The sequence below is a fragment of the Thermomonospora curvata DSM 43183 genome (assembly GCF_000024385.1).
GTDB lineage: Bacteria > Actinomycetota > Actinomycetes > Streptosporangiales > Streptosporangiaceae > Thermomonospora > Thermomonospora curvata.
The window spans coordinates 2,550,996-2,570,855 of the sequence record NC_013510.1 but is presented as its reverse complement, the minus strand read 5'-3'; the positions used below and the strand labels follow the sequence as shown (position 1 = coordinate 2,570,855).

The following is a 19,860-nucleotide window of genomic DNA, read 5'->3' as shown; positions in this document are numbered from 1 at the left end:
AGACAAGTCGGCATCAGGCTAACCGCGGGCGCCGACGGAACGGTCCGTCATGACGGGCACCCGGCTCGGACGCTATGAACCGTACACGTGTTCGAAGATCTCCTGCCACCGAGATGAGGCTTTCCCTCACGTTCCACCGGTCACATCACGTGCCACAGCACCGCCAGCAGGCCGGTGATCAAGGCCCAGACCAGGGCGTTCAGGGACAGGTCGTGGCACCGGCAGGCGGTGCTCACCAGATGCCGCAGCTCCCGGCGCAGCTCCCGCTCATCCAGCGCGGCGGATGAGCCGAGCGGCTCCCAGGGCACCCCGGGGTGCAGCGGGGCGCCACTCCGTTCCCGGAGCCGTTCCAGCGCCCGCCGGATGACCACCCGGGTGCGCACCGCGTACCCGGCCGAGATCAGGAACGCCCCGACCTCGGCGAGCAGGATCGGCAGCCCCAGCGGGTCGAGCGCGGGCCCGGCCGGCAGCCGGACCAGCAGACCGGCCAGCACCAGCGTCAAGATCGCCCCCGTCGCCGCCACGTCCCGCCCGATCGCCCTCAGCAGCTCGGCAAGCGCCTGCCGCGCCTCCCCCTCCGTCACGGTCCCCCGTCTGGCCAGCACCGCCTCACCTCCACCGTCCAGAAAACAGCGCCGCCCGGGCGGATTTGGTGACCGGTGCCGCAAACCGGACGAATGTGATCGGGGGCACGGGCGGGGGCGGGCTCGATCGGCGGGCCGGTGATGAGATATGGATTGCCCTATGGCCTACACCGGAGATGTCCAGGTCGGGGGACCGCCCGACGTGCGGGAGCTGCCCGGCCTCACGATCACCAAGGTGGCGGTCGGCCCCTTCGACAACAACGCCTATCTGCTGCGCTGCACCGCCACCGGCGAGCAGCTGCTGGTGGACGCGGCCGCCGAGGCGCAGCGGCTGCTGGAGCTGATCGGCGAGGGGCCGCTGACCCGCGTCGTCACCACCCACCGCCATCAGGACCACTGGCAGGCGCTCAGCGAGGTGGTGCGCGCCACCGGGGCGGCGGTGACGGCGCACCCCATCGACGCCGGCGAGCTGCCGGAGCCGGTGACCGAGCCGGTCGAGCACGGCGACCGGGTGCGGGTGGGGAAGGCCGAGCTGGAGGTCATCCACCTGCGCGGGCACACCCCCGGCTCGATCGCGCTGCTGTACGACGCCGGCGGCGAGCTGGCCGGCTCCCCCCACCTGTTCACCGGCGACAGCCTCTTCCCCGGCGGGGTCGGCAACACCTGGGGCGATCCGGAGCTGTTCAACCAGCTGCTGACCGACGTCCAGGAGCGGATCTTCGACCGGCTGCCGGACGCCACCTGGTTCTACCCCGGCCACGGCAAGGACTCCACGCTGGGCGCCGAGCGCCCGCACCTGCCGGAGTGGCGCGAGCGCGGCTGGTGACTCCCCTTCCCCGGCGGGCGGCCGGTCCCGGCCGGGGAGGGACGACCGGGAGGCCCGGCGCATATCGTGGATGATCCCGCCCCCTGTGGACAGGAGATCGGCCCATTCGCGAGCGCGACGAGGTTCCCGGTCCCCGCCGCCGCGCCCACCGCACCGGCCGGTGACGCGGGCGCGGCGCCCGATGCCGCGCCCATCGTGCTGGGCTTCCCGGCCCGGGCGCTGGTGCTGGTGGCCGGGCTGCCCGGGGCGGGCAAGAGCACGCTGCTGGCGCGCCTGTACGGGCTGCGCGGGGACGAGACGCACCCGGTGGTCTCAGGCGGGGTCTGTGTGATCGACTCCCGGCAGGCGCGCAACTGGTGGGCGCGGCGGCTGTGGGCGCTGCCGCCGCGCGCTCAGATCCCGTTCGTCTACACCACTCACGTGTGGCGCATCGCGCGGGCGCTGACGGCCGGGCGCGCGGTGGTCGCCCACACCCGGGGGACCTGGCCGCACCTGCTGCACGGGCTCGCCTGGCTGGCCCGCCGCCGCGGGGCGAGTCTGCATCTGGTGCTGCTGGACGTGCCCCCGGAGGTGGCGCGCGCCGGGCAGGTGGCCCGCGGGCGGATGCTGACCCCCGCCGTCTTCGCCCGGCACTGCCGCCGCTGGCGGCGCCTGGTGGCCCGGGCCCGGCGGGGGACGCTGCCGCCCGCCCGCACCGTGACCGTGCTGGACCGTCCCTCCGCCGACCGGCTGACGGCGTTCCGCTTCGGCGGGCCGGAGTGAGCGCGGGCGGGGAAGCCTGGACAGCGCCCCGGGAGGGGGGAACAATTCCACCATGGGCACCTCGCAAGTAATTACTTACTGCCGGATCTGCGAGCCGCTGTGCGGACTGGTGGCCACCGTCGAGGACGGCACGGTGACGCAGCTGCGCCCCGACCGCGACCACCCCCTCTCCAAGGGCTTCGCCTGCCCCAAGGGCATCGCCATGGCGGAGGTGCAAAACGACCCCGACCGCGTGCTCCACCCCCTGCGCCGCCGCCCCGACGGGGAGTTCGAGCAGGTGAGCTGGGACGAGGCGCTGGAGGACATCGCCGGCCGGCTGAGCCGGCTGCGCGCCGAACACGGCGGGGACTCCATCGGCTGGTACTTCGGCAACCCCGCCGCCTTCTCCTACAGCCACCCGCTGTGGATCGCCCAGTTCATGGCGGCGCTGGGCTCGCCGCACCTGTACTCGGCCGGCTCCCAGGACACCAACAACCGCTTCGCCGCCAGCGCGCTGCTGTACGGCTCGCCGGTCCTGGTGCCCATCCCCGACCTGCGACGCACCGACCTGCTGCTGATGCTGGGGGCCAACCCGCTGGTCTCGCACGGCAGCCTGATCACCGCCCCGCGCATCAAGGACGAGCTGGCCGCCATCGAGCGGCGCGGCGGCCGGGTGATCGTGGTGGACCCGCGCCGCACCGAGACCGCCCGCCTTCACGAGCACCTGCCGATCCTGCCCGAGGGGGACGTGTGGCTGCTGCTGTCCCTGCTGCAGGTGATCTTCGCCGAGGGCCTGGCCGACGAGGCGGCCATCGCCCGCCAGGCCCGCGGCGCGCAGACGCTGCGCCGGCTGGTCGCCGCCTTCCCGCCCGAGCGCACCGAGCGCCGCAGCGGCGTGCCCGCCGCCGCGGTGCGGGAGCTGGCCCGTGACCTGGCCGCCGCCGAGCGCGCCGCGGTCTATGGGCGGATCGGCACCTGCCTGGGCCGCTTCGGCACCCTCACCGCGTTCCTCATCGACGCACTGTGCCTGGTCACCGGCAACCTCGACCGCGAGGGCGGCGCCATCTTCGGCCGCTCCCCGCTGCATGTGGACGAGCTGCTGCGCCTGTCGGGCAAGGGCACCTACGGCAAGACCTTCTCCCGCGTCGGCGGCTACCCCGATGTGCTGGGCACCGCCCCGGCGGGAGTGATGGCCGAGGAGATCACCACACCCGGCCCCGGGCGGCTGCGCGCGCTGCTGGTCTCCGGCGGCAACCCGCTGCTGAGCGTGCCCGGCGGCGAGCGCCTGGCGGCCGCCTTCGAGCGGCTGGAGCTGCTGGTGTGCATCGACTTCTACCTCAGCGAGACCGCCGCCAAGGCCCACTACGTGCTGCCGGCCACCACGTTCCTGGAGCGCGAGGACCTGCCGCTGCCGTTCCTGCAGAACTACCTGGTGCCCTACATCACCTGGACCGAGCCGGTGGTGGCGCCGCGCGGCCAGGCCCGGCAGGAGTGGGAGATCATCGAGGATCTGGCCCGCCGCATGGGGCTGGGGCTGGGCGCCCTCCCCCTGCAGCGGCTGGCGCACCGGCTGGGCGTGCGGCCCACCCCCCGGATGCTGGCCGACCTGCTGCTGCGCACCGGCCGGCGCGGGGATCTGTTCGGGCTGCGCCGCGACGGGCTGAGCCTGCGCAGGCTGCGCCGCTTCCCGCACGGCCTGGTGCTGGCCGACCACCACGAGGCCGGCACGCTGCGCCGCCGGATCGTCCACCGCGACAAGCGGGTGCATCTGGCGCCCCCGGAGATCATCGGGGAGTTCCGGCGCCTGCAGCGGGCACCGGAGCCGCCGCCGGAGCTGCCGCTGCGGCTGATCGGGCTGCGCGAGCTGCGCTCGCACAACTCCTGGATGCACAACGCCCCGTCCCTGATGCGCGGCAAGCGGACCCATCGGGTCCGCGTCAACCCCAAGGACGCCGCCGCCTGCGGCCTGCGGGACGGTGCGCTCTGCCGGGTCGTCTCCGCGCACGGGTCGGTGGAGCTGCCGGTGGAGATCACCGACGAGATGACCGAGGGCGTGGTGGCCGTCCCGCACGGCTGGGGGCACCGGGGCGGCTGGCGGGTGGCCAACGCCGCCGGGGGCGCCAACGTCAACGCCCTGGCCTCCGCCGACCCCGGCGACCTGGAGCCGCTGGCGGGAATGGCCCACCTCAACGGGCTGGCGGTCCGGCTGGAACCGGTGCCCGAACCCGCCTCCGCCGCGCCGAAGGCGTGACCGGGGCGGGCACGAGAGGGCATCCTGGTCCGGGCGTCCGGAGCGGACGCCGCCGACGGCGCCTTGGGGAGGAGACCGGATGCGCCGGAGCCGGTGGGCCGGTGCCGTGATGGCCGTGCTGTGCGCGGGTTCGGCGGGGTGCGGGACGGCCGCCTCGCAGGTGTCCCCGGCGTTCCCGGTGGCGCCGCCCACCGCGGCGGCCCCGCCCGCCGCGCCGCCCGCGGCCGACCCGCCCCGTGCCCGTGCCGCGGTGACGGTCACGCCCACGAAGCTGTCGGCGGGCTGGCGGATCACCGTCTACTACACGCCGGTCGAGTCCTTCCACAGCGGCCCGCGCAAGCGGGTGCGGGGATGCCCGGTCTACGGATGCGGCCGTCCCAAGGCCGATCTGGGCTCCTACCCGGAGAGCTTCATCGAGGCGGTGCGGACCGAAGGGGCCGGCCGGATCACCAGCGGCCCGCACAAGGGCCGCTATCTGGCCTGGTCACGGCGGGTCGGCCAGTTCTGGCTGGATGAGGCCGCCAAGGACGCCACCGGCCGGCCGCTGCGTCCCTGGGTCACCGCCGCCGCCGACCGGTCGGTGCTGAGGCGCGGGTCGCGTTTCGTCATCACCGCCTGCGGCCGGGGCCGGGCGGGCCGTCCCGTACCGCCCGAGGTCTGCGCCCGGTTCCGGGCGGCGCGGTGGACGGTGGTGGACGTGTTCGCTCCCGGATACGGCGGGGCGCACCACGCCGACGTCTACATCGGGGAGGAGACCGGGCCCGGCTTCACCAAGTCGCCGCTTTACACCACGCTCGACGGCGCGACGCTGGCACTGGAATAGCAGGACGCGAAATAAAACGACAAAACTCCCAAATCGGGCAACCTTCTGTGAACTGTGCGGAGAACGTAACAAGGAAAGTCCCACACGCCACACCGACAACGGTAGTCTCCAACAGATCACACCTTCTTGCCTGGATCACGACCTTGGGAGCGCACGCCACATGTCCGCCGCCACTCGCGCACAGGCCATCACCCGTTGGGCAGCCGTGGCCGTCATGGCCGCTGCGGTCCTGACCGCCACGGCGAGCGGCTTCGCCCAGTCTTACGCCGGTCTCTACCACTGGGCACTGGATCACGGGCTCAGCGGCTGGAAGGCCCAGTCCTTCCCGCTGCTGGTCGACCTGTTCATCATCGTCGGCGAGCTGGGCCTGTTCCTGCTGGCCATCGACGCCTACGTGGTCCACCGCCGCAACATGCTCAGCTGGCTGGACTTCTGCCTGCCGCTGACCATCGCGATGGCCGGATGGACCGCCAGCCTCATCTTCAACGTGGGCCACGTGGGCACCGCGAAGTTCTCCTACCAGGCCACCGCGGCGGTGCCGCCGATCGTGTCCATGCTGGGCTTGTTCGTGCTGCTGCGGACGCTGCACAGGTACGTCTCCCAGCGCACCAACGAGGAGACGGCCCGCAAGCTGTCGCCGCCCGACGGCGGCCAGCCGCGCGCCATCGCCTCCCCGGTGACGCTGCAGCAGATCACCCTGATGCCGATGCGCGTCACCGGGCCCATGCCCCAGATCGGCGCGGTCCGCGTGGACAAGGCCCTGGAGTCCGGCAGCGCCCGCGCTTCGCAGACCGGCAAGAACAACCAGGGTGAGCAGGCTCCGGCCGCCACCCGCACCGCGCAGGCCACCGCGCAGGCCGAGCCGCAGCCGGCCCCTGCGGCCCCGCGCCGTTCCCGTCCCAAGCACGCCGCTCCCGAACCCGCTCCCGAGCCCGCTCCGGAACTGGCCGCCGTCGGCGCCGCCGCCCGCGCCAGCGTCAACGGCCACGGCACGCTGGACACCAACGCCCTGGAGCAGCCGGTGCTGGCCCCCCAGCCCGACGTGCCGACGGTCACCAACCCCGAGGGCCTGCGCAACGTCGCGATGGACGCCCTGGAGAAGCACGACGGCGACCTGACCGCCGCGCTGCAGGCGGTGCGCGCCGAGGGGTACCACGCCGATGAGGCCGACATCCGGCGCATCCGCGACAACCACTGGTTCCCGTACGCGGTGTACCGCCTGCTGGCCAAGTACAAGGGCGATGGCGAGATGGTCCGCCAGGAGCTGACCTCGCGGGGCATCGAGTTCGACGCGGCCACGCTGGAGGAACTGGTGCGTTCTTGGCGCGCCTGACCTGCGCATTCCTGCAAAAGGCCGCCCCGCCTTCAAACAGCGGGGAGGCCTTTTGCGCTTCACGGGCGGGGCGCTTGGTGAGACCGGGCGTTGGCGGCGATGACCCTCCGGTACCAGTGGGCGCTGTCCTTCCAGGTGCGGCGCTGGGTGCGGTAGTCGACGCGGACGATCCCAAAGCGCTTGGAGTAGCCGCGGGCCCACTCGAAGTTGTCCATCAGCGACCAGACGAAGTAGCCGCGCAGGTCGGCTCCGGCGTCCATGGCCGCCTTGGCGGCGGCCAGGTGGTCGCGCAGGTAGCCGATGCGGCGTGCGTCGTGGACGCGGCCGTCGGCGTCCGCCTCCTCCTCGAAGGCGGCGCCGTTCTCGGTGATCATCAGCGGGACGCCGGGATGGTCGCGGTGCAGCCGCATCAGCAGCTCGGTCAGCCCGGCCGGGTCGATCGGCCAGCCCATGGCGGTGCGGGGGCCCGGCATGGGCAGGAACTCCACTTCCTCGCAGCCGGGGAAGGCGCTACGGGAGCCGGGCCGGTGCCCGTCGGCGCTCTGGCGGGGGGCGCTGCCGTCCCAGCGGCGGACCAGGACGGGCGCGTAGTAGTTGACGCCCAGCACATCCAGCGGCGCGGCGATGGTCTGCTCGTCGCCGGGGTGCACGAACGCCCAGTCGGTGATGGAGGCGGTGTCGTCGATCAGGTCGGCCGGGTAGCGGCCGGTCAGCATGGGGCCGAGGAAGATCCGGTTGGCGACGGCGTCCACCCTGCGGACCGCGTCGGCGTCCGCGGCGGACGCCCCGCGCGCATGGTGCAGATTCAAGGTGACCGAGCAGCGGGCCCCGGGCGCCGCCCGGCGCAGCGCCCGCACGGCCAGGCCGTGGGCGAGGTTGAGGTGGTGGGCGGCGGCGAGGGCGGCGGCCGGGTCGGTGCGGCCGGGGGCGTGTGAGCCCGAGCAGTATCCCAGGAAGGCCGAGCACCACGGTTCGTTGAGGGTCGTCCAGATGTGCACGCGGTCGCCGAGGACGCGCCCGATCGCCTCGGCGTACTCGGCGAAACGGAAGGCGGTCTGCCGGGCGGGCCAGCCGCCGGCGTCCTCCAGTTCCTGGGGCAGGTCCCAGTGGTAGAGGGTGGCCACGGGGGCGATGCCGCGTTCCAGCAGGGCGTCCACCAGCCGGGAGTAGAAGTCGGCGCCCTTGGGGTTGAACCGGCCGCCGGGCATGATCCGCGGCCAGGCGATGGAGAAGCGGTAGGCGTTCAGCCCGAGCTCGGCCATGATGGCGACGTCCTCGGCCCACCGGTGGTAGTGGTCGCAGGCCACGTCGCCGGTGTCCCCGTCCCGCACCCGGCCGGGGGTGTGGCTGTAGGTGTCCCAGATGGACGGGACGCGCCCGTCGGCGTCGACGCCGCCTTCGATCTGGTAGGCGGAGGTCGCCGCGCCCCACAGGAAGCCGGGTGGAAAGCCGGTCGGCAGGTCGTGGTCGGTCATCGGTGGTCTCCCAGGTCGATCGCCGGCGTGCTTCCTCCTCATCGTGCCGAGGCCGGTCCGTCTTCGGGGGGTTCCGGCGGTTTTCGGCGCGCTCTTCGAGGCGGGAGGTCCTCCGCGCCGGCTCTCTCCGGCTTCCCCGCGGCGGCCGGCACGCCGCTCACGCCGTGCCGGCCGCGCTGCGGTCAGAGGGCGCCGCGTCGGGGGTGCGGGGGGCGGCCAGGCGGGTGCCGCGGGTGCGGCCGCGCAAGGTGACCTCCTCGCCCAGCGTCCAGCAGGCGGCCTCCTCGGCGTCGGCACCGGCCAGCGCCGTTCCGGCGGCCAGCACCCGCTGCGGGGTGGTCTTGGCCAGGTCGGTGAGCCGGGCCGCCTCGTTGACCGGGTCGCCGATGACGGTGTACTCAAAGCGCTCCTCGGCGCCGATGTGCCCGGCCACCGCCTCGCCGGCGGACACGCCCACCGCCGCGGCCAGCTCGGGGACCTGCTCGCGCAGCCGGACGGCCAGCTCGCGGGCGGCCCGCAGCGCCCGGGTGGGGGCGTCCGGCAGGTCCTGGGGGGCGCCGAAGACCGCCAGCGCGGCATCCCCTTCGAACTTGTTGATCCAGCCGCCGTGCTCGCCGACCACCTCGACCACCACGGCGAAGAAACGGTTGAGCAGCGCGACCACCTCGGTCGGCGGGCGGTCGGCGGCCAGGCGGGTGGAGCCGATGATGTCCACGAAGATCACCGCGACCTGGCGGATCTCGCCGCCCAGGTCCACCCCGCGCTCCAGGGCGACCTTGGCCACGTCCTCGCCGACCTGGCGGCCGAACAGGTCCTGCAGCCGCTCGCGCTCGCGCAGCCCGGCCACCATGTGGTTGAACCCGGCCTGCAGCAGCCCGACCTCGCTGCCGTCGTAGACGGCGACCTCGGCGTTCAGGTCGCCGCGTTCGACCCGGGCCATGGCCAGGCGGACCGACTCGATGGGGTCGGCGATGGCGCGGGCGGCGATGTAGGTGACGCTGAATCCGAGGGCCAGCGCGGTGCAGCCCAGCACCAGCGCCCCGATGGCGAAGTCCTCCACGTGCGGGTCGGGCATGAAGAACACCCCGACGGCCATGGCGAGCAGGCCGAGCAGCGGCACGGCGGTGCCCAGCGACCAGGCCAGCATCGAGCGGGCCACCACGCCGGGCAGCCCGGTGGCGCGCGGCACGCCGGCCCGCAGCGCGGTGGTGACCGCCCGGCGCAGGATCCGCTCGGTCATCAGGTAGACGATGGTGCAGGTGGCCAGGCCGCCCAGGGTGCCGGCGACGCCGAACTTCAGCGCCAGCGGCGGCGCGAAGGGAAGGTTGATGGCCGCCCAGCCGACCGTGCCGATGGCCCACAGCGTCAGGTGCACCGTCATCAGCCGCAGCGGCCCGTACAGCAGCAGGAAGCGCTCCCGCTTGTCCAGGGTGCGGTCCTGCTCCATCAGGCGGCGCACCTGCCGGAAGAACCGCTCCCCCAGCAGCAGCCCGGTGGGCACCGCGGCGACCACGTAGGCGGTGAAGACCGCCACGTTGACCAGCCGCAGCCGCTCCGAGCCGGTCTCGGGGACGGGCACCACGAGGGTGGCCAGCAGCAGCACCACCAGGGCGCCGCCGAGGTTGGCCACCGCGGCGGAGACCGTCACCAGCACGTGGGCGCGGGCGGCGATCTGCGCGGGGGTCGCGTCGGGGGGTCCGTCGATCAGCCTCGCCAAGGGGCCGAGGAGGGTGCGCAACGGTCGCGGCAGGATCGGCTTCGGCCCCTTGTCGTCCATATCGGTGGAGGGTAGCCCGTCCCAAAAGGCGCCGGGACGTCCCTTCCCGCTCGGGCGGTCTTCTCCCCGGGCGGGTTTTCACGATGCGCGCCGCCGTGGACGCCGAGCGTCACGACGGGGAGCCGGTTGCGCCGCGATCCCGCAAACCAAGATCTTTTAGCGGATCACCCGGGGCGAGGGCAAGGAAAGGTAAGCCCACTGTCCACCTTCGGTGAGGTTGACCGTCCGGTCAATCAGGAACTTCTCAAACCAGGACAAAGTAGTCCCAGGTGATCCACTGGAGGTGTCCCATGGGCAAGTTCGCGTGGCAGGACGCGGTGGCGTTCGTGGCGGGACTTGCGGCGGTCCTGGCCCCGGAGCTGTGGGCCGACGACGCCGGCAAGCAGCCGCTGATGGTGCTGGGCGCGCTGCTGGCGCTGGCCGGCCTGTACGCGCTGCTGGGCGCGGCGGGCCCGTCGGCCTGGACGACCACGGCCTTCGCCGTGCTGATCTTCATCTCGCCCTGGGCGTTCGGCTTCACCGGTGAGGCGGCCGCCGCCTGGACGGCATGGATCGCCGGAGGCGTGGCCGCTATCGTCGGCCTGTGGACGGCGACGCAGACCACATCGGCGCAGACCGGCGAGCGGGTCGCCGCCTGAGACGGCCCGTCCGGGAACGCTCCCGGCCGGCGCGCCGATCAGGCGGTCGCCTGAGCGGTTCGATCACAAGGCGATCCCGGCTTCCGGCCCCGCGTGGCCCCGTGCGCCCCGGCGCACCGGGGCCACGCGCGCGGCGGGCGGCGGCCGGGACGTCCACCTGGAGGGGCGATGAGACGACGCGGGCGTGCCGGGGGCGACGCCCGGACCAGGATCCTGGACGCCGCCGAGGAGCTGTTCGCCGCCGACGGCTATGAGGCCACCTCCACCGCCAAGGTGGCCCGCCGCGCCAAGGTGCCCAAGGGCCTGGTGTTCCACTACTTTCCGCAGAAGATCGACCTGCTGATCGCCCTGGTCGAAGAGCGCACCTTCATCGAGACGCTGCCGGAGGAGCCGGTGGAGGCCACCCCGGGCGACCCGGCCGGCACCCTGTCCCGCCTGGCCCGCCGCCTGCCGCTGCGCGCCTCCCCCGCCATGCGCCGCATCCTGTTCCGCGAGGCCGACACCCACCGCTCGGTGCGCGAGCGGCTGCGCAGCCTCAACCGGGAGGTGCTGCGCCGCGCCCGCCTGGCCCTGGAGATGGCGCTGCCCGGCGCCCGCGGCGACGCCGCCCGCCTGGAGGTCGCCGCCGCCACCTTCACCGCCGTCCTGCTCTACCAGGAGAATCTCTCCCAGCTCACCGGCGAGCACATCGACCCCGACGCCGTCGCCGACCTCATCGCCCGCTCCCTGGGAACCTGACGGCCCGCCGCCCTAGCCGGCGAGCTCCTCGATGAACTGGGCGAGCTGGGTGAGGTTGCGGCACTCGTGCATCGGGACGATCTCGCCGTAGGCGGAGGCGGCCGAATCCCCGGTGTCCCAGTTGCGGCGGGGTTCGGGGTTGAGCCAGTAGGCGTTGCGGGCCTGGTCGACCAGGCGGCGCAGGATCGGCAGCGACAGCGGGCCGTAGTTGGAGCGGGCGTCGCCGAGGATGAGCAACGAGGTGCGCGGAGTGATGGCGTCGCCGTATTTTTCGGCGAAGACCTTGATGGCGTTGCCGTAATTGCTGCGCCCGGTGATCCACACCAGGTCGGCCTCTTTGACCATGGCGGTCATCGCGTCCACCACGTCCGCTCCGGGAGTGAAGAAGCGGGTGATCTCGTCGGTGGTGTCGATGAACGCAAAGGCGCGGACCTTGGTGAACTGCTCGCGCAGCGCGAAGGTCAGCAGCAGGGTGAAGTGGGCGAAGGCGGCGACCGAGTCGCTGGCGTCGCACAAGATGACCAGTTCCGGCCGGTGCGGGCGGCGGGGCCGGTGATGGGTGGTCAGCGGCACTCCCCCGGTGGACAGCGAGGCCCGCACGGTGCGGCGGAAGTCCAGCCGGCCGCGGTCGGCCAGACGCTGCCGCTGGGCCAGCCGGGTGGCCAGCCGGCGGGCCAGCGGGTAGACCTGGCGGCGCAGCGCGGCCAGGTCGGCGCGGGTGGCGCGGTTGAAGTCCAGCTGCTCCAGCGGGGGGCGCACGGCCATGCGGGCGGCGCGTTCGACGCCGCCGTCCTCGGCGATGCGGCGCCGCACCTCGGTGGCCACCAGGGATTCGAAACGGCCGATCCGCTCGCGGAAGGTCTGCCGGGCGACCTGCTCGGCCATGCCGCCGCGCTCCCGCCCGGCCAGCACGGCGTTCAGCAGCCCGGCCATCAGCGTCTGCGGGGACAGTGCGCGCAGCACCCCGGAGGAGAACCACGACTGCTGGCCCGGGGAGCGGCCGAAGCGGGCCACGGCGGCGCGGGCGAACTGGGCCAGGGACACATCGTCGCCGTTCAGCAGCAGCTCGAACAGCTCCTGCCGGTAGCGCTGCACCTCCGGGTCCAGCGGCGGCGGCAGCGGCGCGGCACGGTCCGCGCCGGCCTCGGCGGCAGGGGCGGGCCGCCGGGCGGCGGCGACCCCGTCGCCGAGCGCGGCGGGAAACCACAGGTCGAACAGCGTGTCGAAGGTCTTGCGGTGGGCCGGGCGTTTGACCAGCGTGGCGGCGTAGGCGGCGCGCAGCGCCTCCCGGTCGATCAGATCGATCACCGTCAGGGCGCGCACGGCGTCCAGCCCTTCGGAGACCGACACCGGCAGCCCGGCCTCCCGCAGCGCGGCCACGAAGCCGGTGTGGCGGTCGACGAGCGAAGCCATGGCCGGGGCTCTCCCGCCCTCAGCGGCCGTCGACCGGCAGCTTCAGCTCCCGGACGGCCCGCTGCTGGTCGGTGACGTGCTTGAGGACGACGCCCAGGGTGCGGGAGACGGCCTCCTCGTTCAGCTCGTCCAGGCCCAGCGCCAGCAGGGTGCGGGCCCAGTCCACGGTCTCGGCGATGGAGGGGGCCTTCTTGACCTCCAGGGCGCGCAGCGCGCCGACGGTGCGCACCAGCTGCTCGGCCAGCTCCGCCTCGATGCCGGGCACCTGGGCGAGCACGATGTCGCGTTCCCGCTCCGGGGCCGGGTAGTCCAGGTGCAGGTACAGGCAGCGGCGCTTGAGGGCCTCCGACAGCTCGCGGGCGGCGTTGGAGGTCAGCACCACCAGCGGACGGCGGGTGGCGGTGATGGTGCCCAGCTCGGGGATGGTGACCTGGAAGTCCGACAGCACCTCCAGCAGCAGCCCCTCCATCTCGACGTCGGCCTTGTCGGTCTCGTCGATCAGCAGCACGGTGGGGCCGGTGCGCCGGATGGCCGCCAGCAGGGGACGTTCCAGCAGGAACTCGGCGGTGAAGATGTCGTCGTGGGTGGTCTCCCAGGCCTGGTCGGAAGGTGCGGCCTGGATGCGCAGCAGCTGCTTTTTGTAGTTCCACTCATACAGCGCGCGGGCCTCGTCCAGGCCCTCATAGCACTGCAGGCGGACCAGTTCGGCGTCGGTGGCGGCGGCGACCGCCTTGGCCAGCTCGGTCTTGCCGACCCCGGCCGGGCCCTCGACCAGCAGCGGTTTGCCCAGCCGGTCGGCCAGGAACACGGTGGTCGCGATGGCCTCGTCGGCCAGGTAGCCGACGGCCGCCAGCCGCCGGGAGACATCCTCGGGCGAGGAGAACAAAGAGGTCACGAAGTCACCTTGGTATAGGTCTGGTTGGTGCCGTTGAAGATCAGTGACTTGCCGTCGGCGTTGAGGGTGACGCCCCAGTACGAGGCGTCCTTGGGGTCACCGCCGTTCCAGGAGAAGCGGAACTTGCGGTTCCCCTCGGGGATCACCTGCCCGCTCCACAGGGTCTGCTTCCGCGCCATCCACGTCGCCGTGCCGTCCGCCTTGAACACGAAGTAGTCCTTGGGCTGCCCCTCGGGTCCCCCTCGGCTGACCCAGGTGCCCACCAGCGCCTTGACCTGGGACGGCTGGACCTTGGGCAGCGGAGCGGAGGTCTCGGTGGCGGACGAGCCGCCCTCGGCCTGCTGCCCGCCGGGTGCTCCGTGGCCGCCCGCCGCGGCCGGGGAGCCGCCGCCGTGCCCGTCGCCTCCGCCGCATGCGGCGAGGGCGATCACGGACGCGGTCAGCACCGTCACCAGCATCGGTCTGGGTCGCCGGGATGGACCTCGCACGTGGACCTCCGGAAAAGCTCGTGGAAATTGCGGCAGTTTAACCAACGGTTCACACCCGGAAGGGACGGACAAATGGTCCCATCAACGGACAGGTTCTTCTGCCATGGCGCGCCCATCGGCCCGAGCGGCTCCCGGGGCGTTCCCGGCGCGGACGGCCCGGGCCGCGATGCGGCGCCTCATCTTTTCCGGTGGTGTTCTCACGGCCGGTGACCGCGTCCCCCGCCGCGGCGGGGGACGCGGTGGCGCCTTCACTCCGGCAGGGTCACTTGCCGGGCTCCGGGTCGCGCGGCAGACCCAGCAGCCGCTCGGCGATGATGTTGAGCTGCACCTCGGTGGTGCCGCCGTAGATGGTCATGGCGCGGCTGAACAGCATGGCCCGGCCGACGATGCCGCTGCGCTCGGCCGGCACCTCGGTGGCGGCCGCCGCGCCCTGGGCGGCCCAGCAGTAGTCGGCCACGTCCTGGCTGAACTGCACGCCCAGCAGCTTGCGGACGCTGGCCTCGGCGCCCGGCTCGACCCCATTCAGCTGCTTGAGGGTGGTGCGCAGCGCCAGCAGGTCGATGGAGTGGCCCTGGGCGACCAGCTTGCCGACCTCCACGCGGGTCACCGGGTCCAGCTCGGTGCCCTGGAAGAACTTCAGCAGGTCGTCCATGCCCATGCCCAGGCCGCTGCCGGTCGACAGGGTGACCCGCTCGTTGCTGAGGGTGTTGCGGGCGACCTTCCAGCCCTCGTTGACCTTGCCGACCACGCAGTCGTCGGGGACGAACACCCCGTCCAGGAACACCTCGTTGAACAGGGCGTCGCCGGTCAGCTCGCGCAGCGGGCGCACCTCCACGCCCGGGGACTTCATGTCCACCAGGAAGTAGGTGATGCCCTCGTGCTTGGGGGCCTCGGGGTCGGTGCGGGCCAGGCAGAAGCCCCACTCGGCCATCTGCGCCATGGAGGTCCAGATCTTCTGGCCGGTCAGCTTCCAGCCGCCTTCGACCCGCTCGGCCTTCATCGACAGCGAGGCCAGGTCCGAGCCGGCGCCGGGCTCGCTGAACAGCTGGCACCAGACCATCTCCCCGCGCAGCGTGGGCCGCAGGAAGCGCTCCTTTTGCTCCTCGGTGCCGTAGGCCACCAGCGAGGGCACCAGCCAGGCGCCGATCACCATGCTGGGCGGCTTGACCCCGGCGGCCTTGAGCTCCTGGGCGATGAGGATCTGCTCCACCGGGCCGGCGCCGCGTCCCCACGGCTTGGGGAAGTGCGGCATCGTCCAGCCCTCATCGCCCATCTTGGCGTTCAGTTCCTTGCGGTCGGTGATGGCGGCCAGCTCGGCGACCTCGGCGCGGATGCGCTCGCGCAGCGGCTGGGTGTCCTCGCCCAGCTCCAGCTCGATCGGGCGGCGGTGGCCGTCCAGGGCCAGCGTGGCGACGGTGGCGGCCCAGTCCTTGGCCGGGCCGAGCAGGGCGCGCAGCGTCAGCGCCCGGCGCAGGTAGATGTGGGCGTCGTGCTCCCAGGTGAAGCCGATGCCGCCGAGGATCTGGATGCAGTCGCGGGAGGTCTGCACGGCGGCCTCGGGGGCGATCGTGCCGGCCACCGCCGCGGCGAACTCCACCTGCGGGCCGGGTTCGTCGCCCAGGGCGACGGCGGCGTCCCAGACCGCGGCGCGGGCCTGCTCCAGGGCGATGAGCATCCGGGCGGCCTTGTGCTTGACGCCCTGGAACTGGCCGATGGGACGGCCGAACTGCTCACGGACCTTGGCGTACTCGGCGGCGGTGGTCACGCACCAGGAGGCCACCCCGGCGGCCTCGGCGCCCAGCAGCACGGCGGCCAGGTTCTGCACGTCCCGGCCCTTGAGGCCGTCCAGCACGCGGTCGGCCGCCACGGTCAGCTCGGCGGCCTCGACCTTGGCCACCCGCCGGACCTTGTCCAGGCTCGGCACGGCGGTGACGGTCAGGTCGGCGGCGTCCAGGGCGACCCACTCCTCGCCCTGGTCGGTGGCGACCGGGAGGACGATCACATCGGCCAGCGCCGCGCCCAGCACCGGCTCGGCGGCGCCGCTGATCACCAGGGCGTCGCCGTCACGCCGCCCGGTCAGCTCGGCGGTCAGCGCCAGCGCCCCGGTCTTGGACCCGTCGGCCAGCGCGGGCAGCAGCTCGGCCTTGGCCTTGGCGTTGCCGCAGGCGTTGATGGCGGCGCTGGCCAGCACGGTGGGCAGGAACGGCCCGGGGGCGGCGGCGCGGCCCAGCTCCTCCAGCGTCACCGCCAGCTCCAGCAGCCCGAAACCCTGGCCGCCGTGCTCTTCGGGCAGGTGCAGGCCCAGCAGCCCCTGCTCGGCCAGCGCGGGCCAGAACGCCGGCCGGCTCTCGGTGTCCGCATCCAGCGCCGTCCGCACGACCTGCGTGGAGATGTTGCGCTCGGCGAATCCGCGCACCGACTCCGCTAGCGCCTCGTGCTCTTCGGTAAGCCCGATGGCCATTGGTCACCTTCTCTGCTGTGGCTAGTGGCTCCGTACCGGTGGGGGTTTCCCGGGTCCCACACCTGCTCGACGCAGATTCTAGAACAGGATTCGGATTCCCTGGGGGAGACCCTACTCCCAAACCCGAGTCCCGTTCCAGTACCTGGAGGGCCAGCCTTGCGCCACCGCACGGCGACGGCTACTCAGCCGTCATCGCCGTGACCGGCCGAAATTTGGCATCCGCTCACCATTGACCGCACCGCCCGCCCCGTTTCACGGCGACCGCGCAGGTCAGAGCCGGTCACCGCACGCGTTGCCCGCGCCGGGAATTCGGTGCCCGGTGACAATCGCAGCGCCGAAACACGCGACGCTTTCACAACCTTCCTCGCGCCGTTCCGGCGCACCGCGCCTTTTCCACACGCGGCCTCAGGCGCCGGGGACGGGAGCCCCGATGGCGTCCGGTACCGGCACGTTCCAAGTCACGGCATCGTCCCCGGCTGCGATGCCCGTCTCGATCCGCGGAGACGGCGCGTTGAGAAAGGTGCACCGGCCGTGGGAAAACAACCGGTGAAAACCCTGCGGCACAAGTCCGTGCCATGCGCTCTGCGGCGCCCATTGCGCACGCGCGGCACAAGACGTCATGACCGCCCACGCCGAGCACGGCCGCCGGCGCCCGGATCCGCCCGCTGGGGCGATCAGCGCAGCAGGTCGCGGTAGACGCGGACGAGCGCGTCGACCGCCTCGTCCTCGGTGGGCAGCGCGGCGGCGCGGCGGGCCGCCGCCGCGGCGAGCCGGTCGGCCAGCGCCGCATCGTCCAGGATCCGGGAGACCGCCCCCTCCAGGGCGGCGGCGTCGCCGGGCGGCACCAGCAGGCCCGCCACCTCCCCGGCCTCCTCGGTGCCCAGCAGCGGGGGGATCCCGCCGACCCGGGTGGCCACCAGGGGACGGCCGGCGCGCAGGATCTCCTGGACGATCAGCGGCTGGCCCTCCCACAGGCTGGGCACCACGGCCACGTCGGCGGCGGCCAGCAGATCCGGCACGTCCGAGCGGCGGCCCAGCAGCCGCACCGGCAGGGCCGCAGCGTCGATGCGGGCCTGCAGCTCATCCCGCAGCGGCCCGTCCCCGGCGACGGCCACCAGCGGAGGCGGGGTGCGGCGCGCCCACCCGGCCGCCGCCTCCAGCAGCGTCAACAGCCCCTTCTGCTCGGCCAGCCGCCCCACGGTGACGATCAACGGCCGGCCGTCGGCCCCCAGCTCGGCGCGGACCGCCCGGCGGGCGGCCGGGTCCGGCGGCGGGGCGGCGGGCGCGGGGACCAGGGCGCGGCCGACCCGGCGGGCGCCGAGGGCGCGCATCCGCTCCTCCAGGTCCGGGGAGACCGCCAGCACCCGGTCGGCGCCCACCGCCACGATCCGCTCCAGCACCCGGTAGGCCGCCCCGACCAGCCCGCCCGCCAGCAGCGCGTTGTGCAGCGTCACCACCACGGCAGGGCCGCCCTTGCCGATGCGCAGCGGCCCGGCGAGCGGACGGGCGCAGGCGGCCACGGTCAGCCCGCCGGCGCGCAGCCCGTGCGCGTGCGCCAGGTCGGCGCCGCGCAGCAGAGCGCGCAGCCGGGCGATAGCCCGGGCGTCGGCCGGCGGCCGGGGCCGGTCGGCGATCTCGACGGCGGCGAAGCGCGCCCCGCCGGCGGTGAAGCCGAACAGCCGCTCGGTGTCGGCGGGGCCGCAGACCACCACCCGCGCCCCGCGCCGCACCAGCCGTTCGGCGACCGAGCGGACGTGCCGGCCCACTCCCCCGGCGCTGCTCGCCAGGACGAGAGCGATCTTCACGCCGTCCAGGTCCATCGCGTCACACCTTCCGGTTGAGGACGGCCCGCAGGTCACGGCCGTCGACCATGAGGGCCAGCGCCAGGAAGACCGCCCCGGCGACCGCCGCGGCCAGCGCCGCCGCGCCCACGTTCAGCAGCCGGCCGCCGGTTCCCACCACGGCGGCCGCGCCGTAGCCGGCCGCGCCGCCCGCCAGGGCGCCCAGCAGCCCGGCCGGCACCGCACGGCCGAACCCGTTCAGCACCGCCCGGCCGCGCACCCGCACCAGCGCGCCCAGCAGCAGCGCGCCCGCCACCGTCATCCCGAGCGTGTTGCCCGCCCCGAACGCGGCCACCACCCACTCCTGCGGGACGGCCGCCACCAGCGCGATGTCGGCGACCGGCACGACCAGCCAGCCGACCACCGTGGCCGTCGCCGCGGCCCGGCCCCGCCCGCAGGCGAACAGCACCCGCCCCAGGTGCGCCACCAGCCCATAGCCGATCAGCCCGGGCGCGAACGCCAGCACGCCCCGCGCCAGCACCTGCGGGTGCGTTCCCTCGGCGCTGTCGAGGAAGTGGGCGGCGGGCACCGCCACGGCGGCGACCACCGCGGCGCCCAGCCCGGAGGCCAGCAGCACCGCCCGGGTGGTGGCGGCGGCGATGGCGTCGAAGCGGTCCGCATCGCCCGCCCGCGCCGACAGCGTCGGGAAGGCGCTGGTGGCGATGGGCACCGCCAGCACCGCCCACGGCAGCAGGTAGATCGCCCAAGCGTAGTTGTAGTCGGCCAGCGCGCCGGGCGTGCCGTGCCAGCTCAGCACGATGACCGCCAAGGTGGCCACCTGCTGGGCGACCACCGTGGCCAGGCCCGCCGCCGCCAGATGCCGCACCCGGGCGGCCACGCCGGGCGGGAAACGCAGCGTCGGCCGGGGCCGCAGCCGCAGCGACCGGGCGGCCACCGCCGCGGTCAGCGGCAGCGACAGCACGCCCAGCGTGGTGCCCACCGACAAGGTCAGCTCGGCGCTTTCCGGCAGGCCGGCCAGGTCGTCGCGGTGCCCCGCGCCCAGCGGGACGAACGCCAGGTAGGCGACCATGACCACCAGGCTGGACACCAGCGGGGCCAGCGCCGGGGCGGTGAAGCGCCGGTGCGCCTGCAGCACCCCGTACAGCACCACGGCCAGGCCGTACAGCACCACCTGGGGGGCGAACACCACCAGCATGTCGGCGCCGACGGCCACCGCGTCGGCGGCCGAGCAGCCGTGCGCCTCACCGGGGATGAGCAGCGTCATGATCGGGCCGGCCGCCACGGCGATCAGCACCGACAGCGGCGTCAGCGCCAGCACCACCCAGGTCAGCATGGCCGACGCGGTGCGCCGCACGTGGTCGCGCTCGCCGCGCTCGGCCGGGCCGGCCAGCACCGGCACGACCATGCCGGCCAGCGCCCCGCCCGCGACGATCTCGAACACGATCGTCGGGATCATGTTGGCGGCGTTGTAGACCTGGCCCACGCACTGGGCGGTGACGGTCTGGGAGAACACCACGGTGCGGCCGAAGCCCGCCAGGCGGGCCAGCACCGTCAGCGCACCGATCAGGACGGCCGCCCCGGCCAGCCCTTGGGTCAGCTTCCGCACTGCAGGGGG

General features: G+C 73.8%; 16 protein-coding genes. 7 read left to right on the top strand and 9 right to left on the bottom strand.

Features of this window, described 5'->3' with window-relative positions; translation table 11 throughout:
• Positions 1-140: 140 nt before the first annotated feature.
• Complete coding sequence (locus TCUR_RS10850; protein WP_012852540.1) at positions 141-605, bottom strand: hypothetical protein; 465 nt, start codon at positions 603-605, stop codon at positions 141-143.
• Between the two features lie 139 nt (positions 606-744).
• Here TCUR_RS10850 and TCUR_RS10845 point away from each other — a divergent pair, with 139 nt between their 5' ends.
• The 5 genes from TCUR_RS10845 to TCUR_RS10825 all read left to right on the top strand — a co-directional run bounded on the left by TCUR_RS10845 (position 745) and on the right by TCUR_RS10825 (position 6,558).
• Entirely contained in the window at positions 745-1,410 is a 666-nt protein-coding gene (locus TCUR_RS10845; protein ID WP_012852539.1) for an MBL fold metallo-hydrolase, read from the top strand.
• 66 nt (positions 1,411-1,476) lie between these two features.
• Positions 1,477-2,172: an AAA family ATPase gene (locus TCUR_RS10840; protein WP_012852538.1), complete on the top strand. Its 696-nt coding sequence runs from the start codon at positions 1,477-1,479 to the stop codon at positions 2,170-2,172.
• 52 nt (positions 2,173-2,224) lie between these two features.
• Entirely contained in the window at positions 2,225-4,402 is a 2,178-nt protein-coding gene (locus TCUR_RS10835; protein WP_012852537.1) for a molybdopterin-containing oxidoreductase family protein, read from the top strand.
• A 79-nt stretch (positions 4,403-4,481) separates the two neighbouring features.
• Positions 4,482-5,225: an RlpA-like double-psi beta-barrel domain-containing protein gene (locus TCUR_RS10830; RefSeq protein ID WP_012852536.1), complete on the top strand. Its 744-nt coding sequence runs from the start codon at positions 4,482-4,484 to the stop codon at positions 5,223-5,225.
• A gap of 214 nt (positions 5,226-5,439) precedes the next feature.
• Positions 5,440-6,558: a DUF2637 domain-containing protein gene (locus tag TCUR_RS10825; RefSeq protein WP_169313013.1), complete on the top strand. Its 1,119-nt coding sequence runs from the start codon at positions 5,440-5,442 to the stop codon at positions 6,556-6,558.
• Between the two features lie 59 nt (positions 6,559-6,617).
• Here the strand turns inward: TCUR_RS10825 and TCUR_RS10820 are convergent, their stop codons facing one another.
• Both TCUR_RS10820 and TCUR_RS10815 read right to left on the bottom strand, forming a co-directional pair.
• Positions 6,618-8,033, bottom strand: coding sequence for a GH1 family beta-glucosidase (locus TCUR_RS10820; RefSeq protein ID WP_012852534.1), 1,416 nt, complete (start codon positions 8,031-8,033; stop codon positions 6,618-6,620).
• Between the two features lie 157 nt (positions 8,034-8,190).
• Complete coding sequence (locus TCUR_RS10815) at positions 8,191-9,810, bottom strand: adenylate/guanylate cyclase domain-containing protein (RefSeq protein ID WP_012852533.1); 1,620 nt, start codon at positions 9,808-9,810, stop codon at positions 8,191-8,193.
• 290 nt (positions 9,811-10,100) lie between these two features.
• On the opposite strand from TCUR_RS10815, the gene TCUR_RS10810 reads away from it, so the two are divergent.
• Together TCUR_RS10810 and TCUR_RS10805 are read left to right on the top strand one after the other, a co-directional pair.
• Positions 10,101-10,448: an SPW repeat domain-containing protein gene (locus tag TCUR_RS10810; RefSeq protein WP_012852532.1), complete on the top strand. Its 348-nt coding sequence runs from the start codon at positions 10,101-10,103 to the stop codon at positions 10,446-10,448.
• Positions 10,449-10,616: 168 nt separating this feature from the next.
• Positions 10,617-11,186, top strand: a complete 570-nt coding sequence (locus tag TCUR_RS10805) for a TetR/AcrR family transcriptional regulator (RefSeq protein WP_012852531.1) — start codon at positions 10,617-10,619, stop codon at positions 11,184-11,186.
• A gap of 12 nt (positions 11,187-11,198) precedes the next feature.
• Here TCUR_RS10805 and TCUR_RS10800 read toward each other — a convergent pair whose 3' ends face one another.
• From TCUR_RS10800 to murJ, 6 genes are all read right to left on the bottom strand, one after another.
• The gene (locus TCUR_RS10800) at positions 11,199-12,599 is read right to left on the bottom strand and encodes a vWA domain-containing protein (protein ID WP_012852530.1); all 1,401 of its coding nucleotides are present in this window, start codon (positions 12,597-12,599) and stop codon (positions 11,199-11,201) included.
• 19 nt (positions 12,600-12,618) lie between these two features.
• Entirely contained in the window at positions 12,619-13,494 is an 876-nt protein-coding gene (locus TCUR_RS10795) for an AAA family ATPase (RefSeq protein ID WP_012852529.1), read from the bottom strand.
• Complete coding sequence (locus tag TCUR_RS10790) at positions 13,491-13,940, bottom strand: hypothetical protein (protein WP_148232988.1); 450 nt, start codon at positions 13,938-13,940, stop codon at positions 13,491-13,493. Before TCUR_RS10790 ends, TCUR_RS10795 begins: the two co-directional genes overlap by 4 nt.
• A gap of 304 nt (positions 13,941-14,244) precedes the next feature.
• Complete coding sequence (locus TCUR_RS10785; RefSeq protein WP_012852527.1) at positions 14,245-16,443, bottom strand: acyl-CoA dehydrogenase family protein; 2,199 nt, start codon at positions 16,441-16,443, stop codon at positions 14,245-14,247.
• Between the two features lie 674 nt (positions 16,444-17,117).
• Entirely contained in the window at positions 17,118-18,263 is a 1,146-nt protein-coding gene (locus TCUR_RS10780; protein WP_012852526.1) for a glycosyltransferase, read from the bottom strand.
• Positions 18,264-18,267: 4 nt separating this feature from the next.
• On the bottom strand, positions 18,268-19,851 hold the full coding sequence (gene murJ, locus TCUR_RS10775; RefSeq protein WP_012852525.1) for a murein biosynthesis integral membrane protein MurJ: 1,584 nt from the start codon (positions 19,849-19,851) through the stop codon (positions 18,268-18,270).
• Positions 19,852-19,860: the final 9 nt, after the last annotated feature.

Bases quoted from the DNA above. Each gene is read 5' to 3' on its own strand.
- TCUR_RS10815 (WP_012852533.1), bottom strand. From the start codon at position 9,810: ATGGACGACAAGGGGCCGAAGCCGATCCTGCCGCGACCGTTGCGCACC.
- TCUR_RS10805 (WP_012852531.1), top strand. From the start codon at position 10,617: ATGAGACGACGCGGGCGTGCCGGGGGCGACGCCCGGACCAGGATCCTG.
- TCUR_RS10835 (WP_012852537.1), top strand. From the start codon at position 2,225: ATGGGCACCTCGCAAGTAATTACTTACTGCCGGATCTGCGAGCCGCTG.
- TCUR_RS10825 (WP_169313013.1), top strand. From the start codon at position 5,440: ATGGCCGCTGCGGTCCTGACCGCCACGGCGAGCGGCTTCGCCCAGTCT.
- TCUR_RS10780 (WP_012852526.1), bottom strand. From the start codon at position 18,263: ATGGACCTGGACGGCGTGAAGATCGCTCTCGTCCTGGCGAGCAGCGCC.
- TCUR_RS10820 (WP_012852534.1), bottom strand. From the start codon at position 8,033: ATGACCGACCACGACCTGCCGACCGGCTTTCCACCCGGCTTCCTGTGG.
- TCUR_RS10785 (WP_012852527.1), bottom strand. From the start codon at position 16,443: ATGGCCATCGGGCTTACCGAAGAGCACGAGGCGCTAGCGGAGTCGGTG.
- TCUR_RS10810 (WP_012852532.1), top strand. From the start codon at position 10,101: ATGGGCAAGTTCGCGTGGCAGGACGCGGTGGCGTTCGTGGCGGGACTT.
- TCUR_RS10800 (WP_012852530.1), bottom strand. From the start codon at position 12,599: ATGGCTTCGCTCGTCGACCGCCACACCGGCTTCGTGGCCGCGCTGCGG.
- TCUR_RS10830 (WP_012852536.1), top strand. From the start codon at position 4,482: ATGCGCCGGAGCCGGTGGGCCGGTGCCGTGATGGCCGTGCTGTGCGCG.
- TCUR_RS10845 (WP_012852539.1), top strand. From the start codon at position 745: ATGGCCTACACCGGAGATGTCCAGGTCGGGGGACCGCCCGACGTGCGG.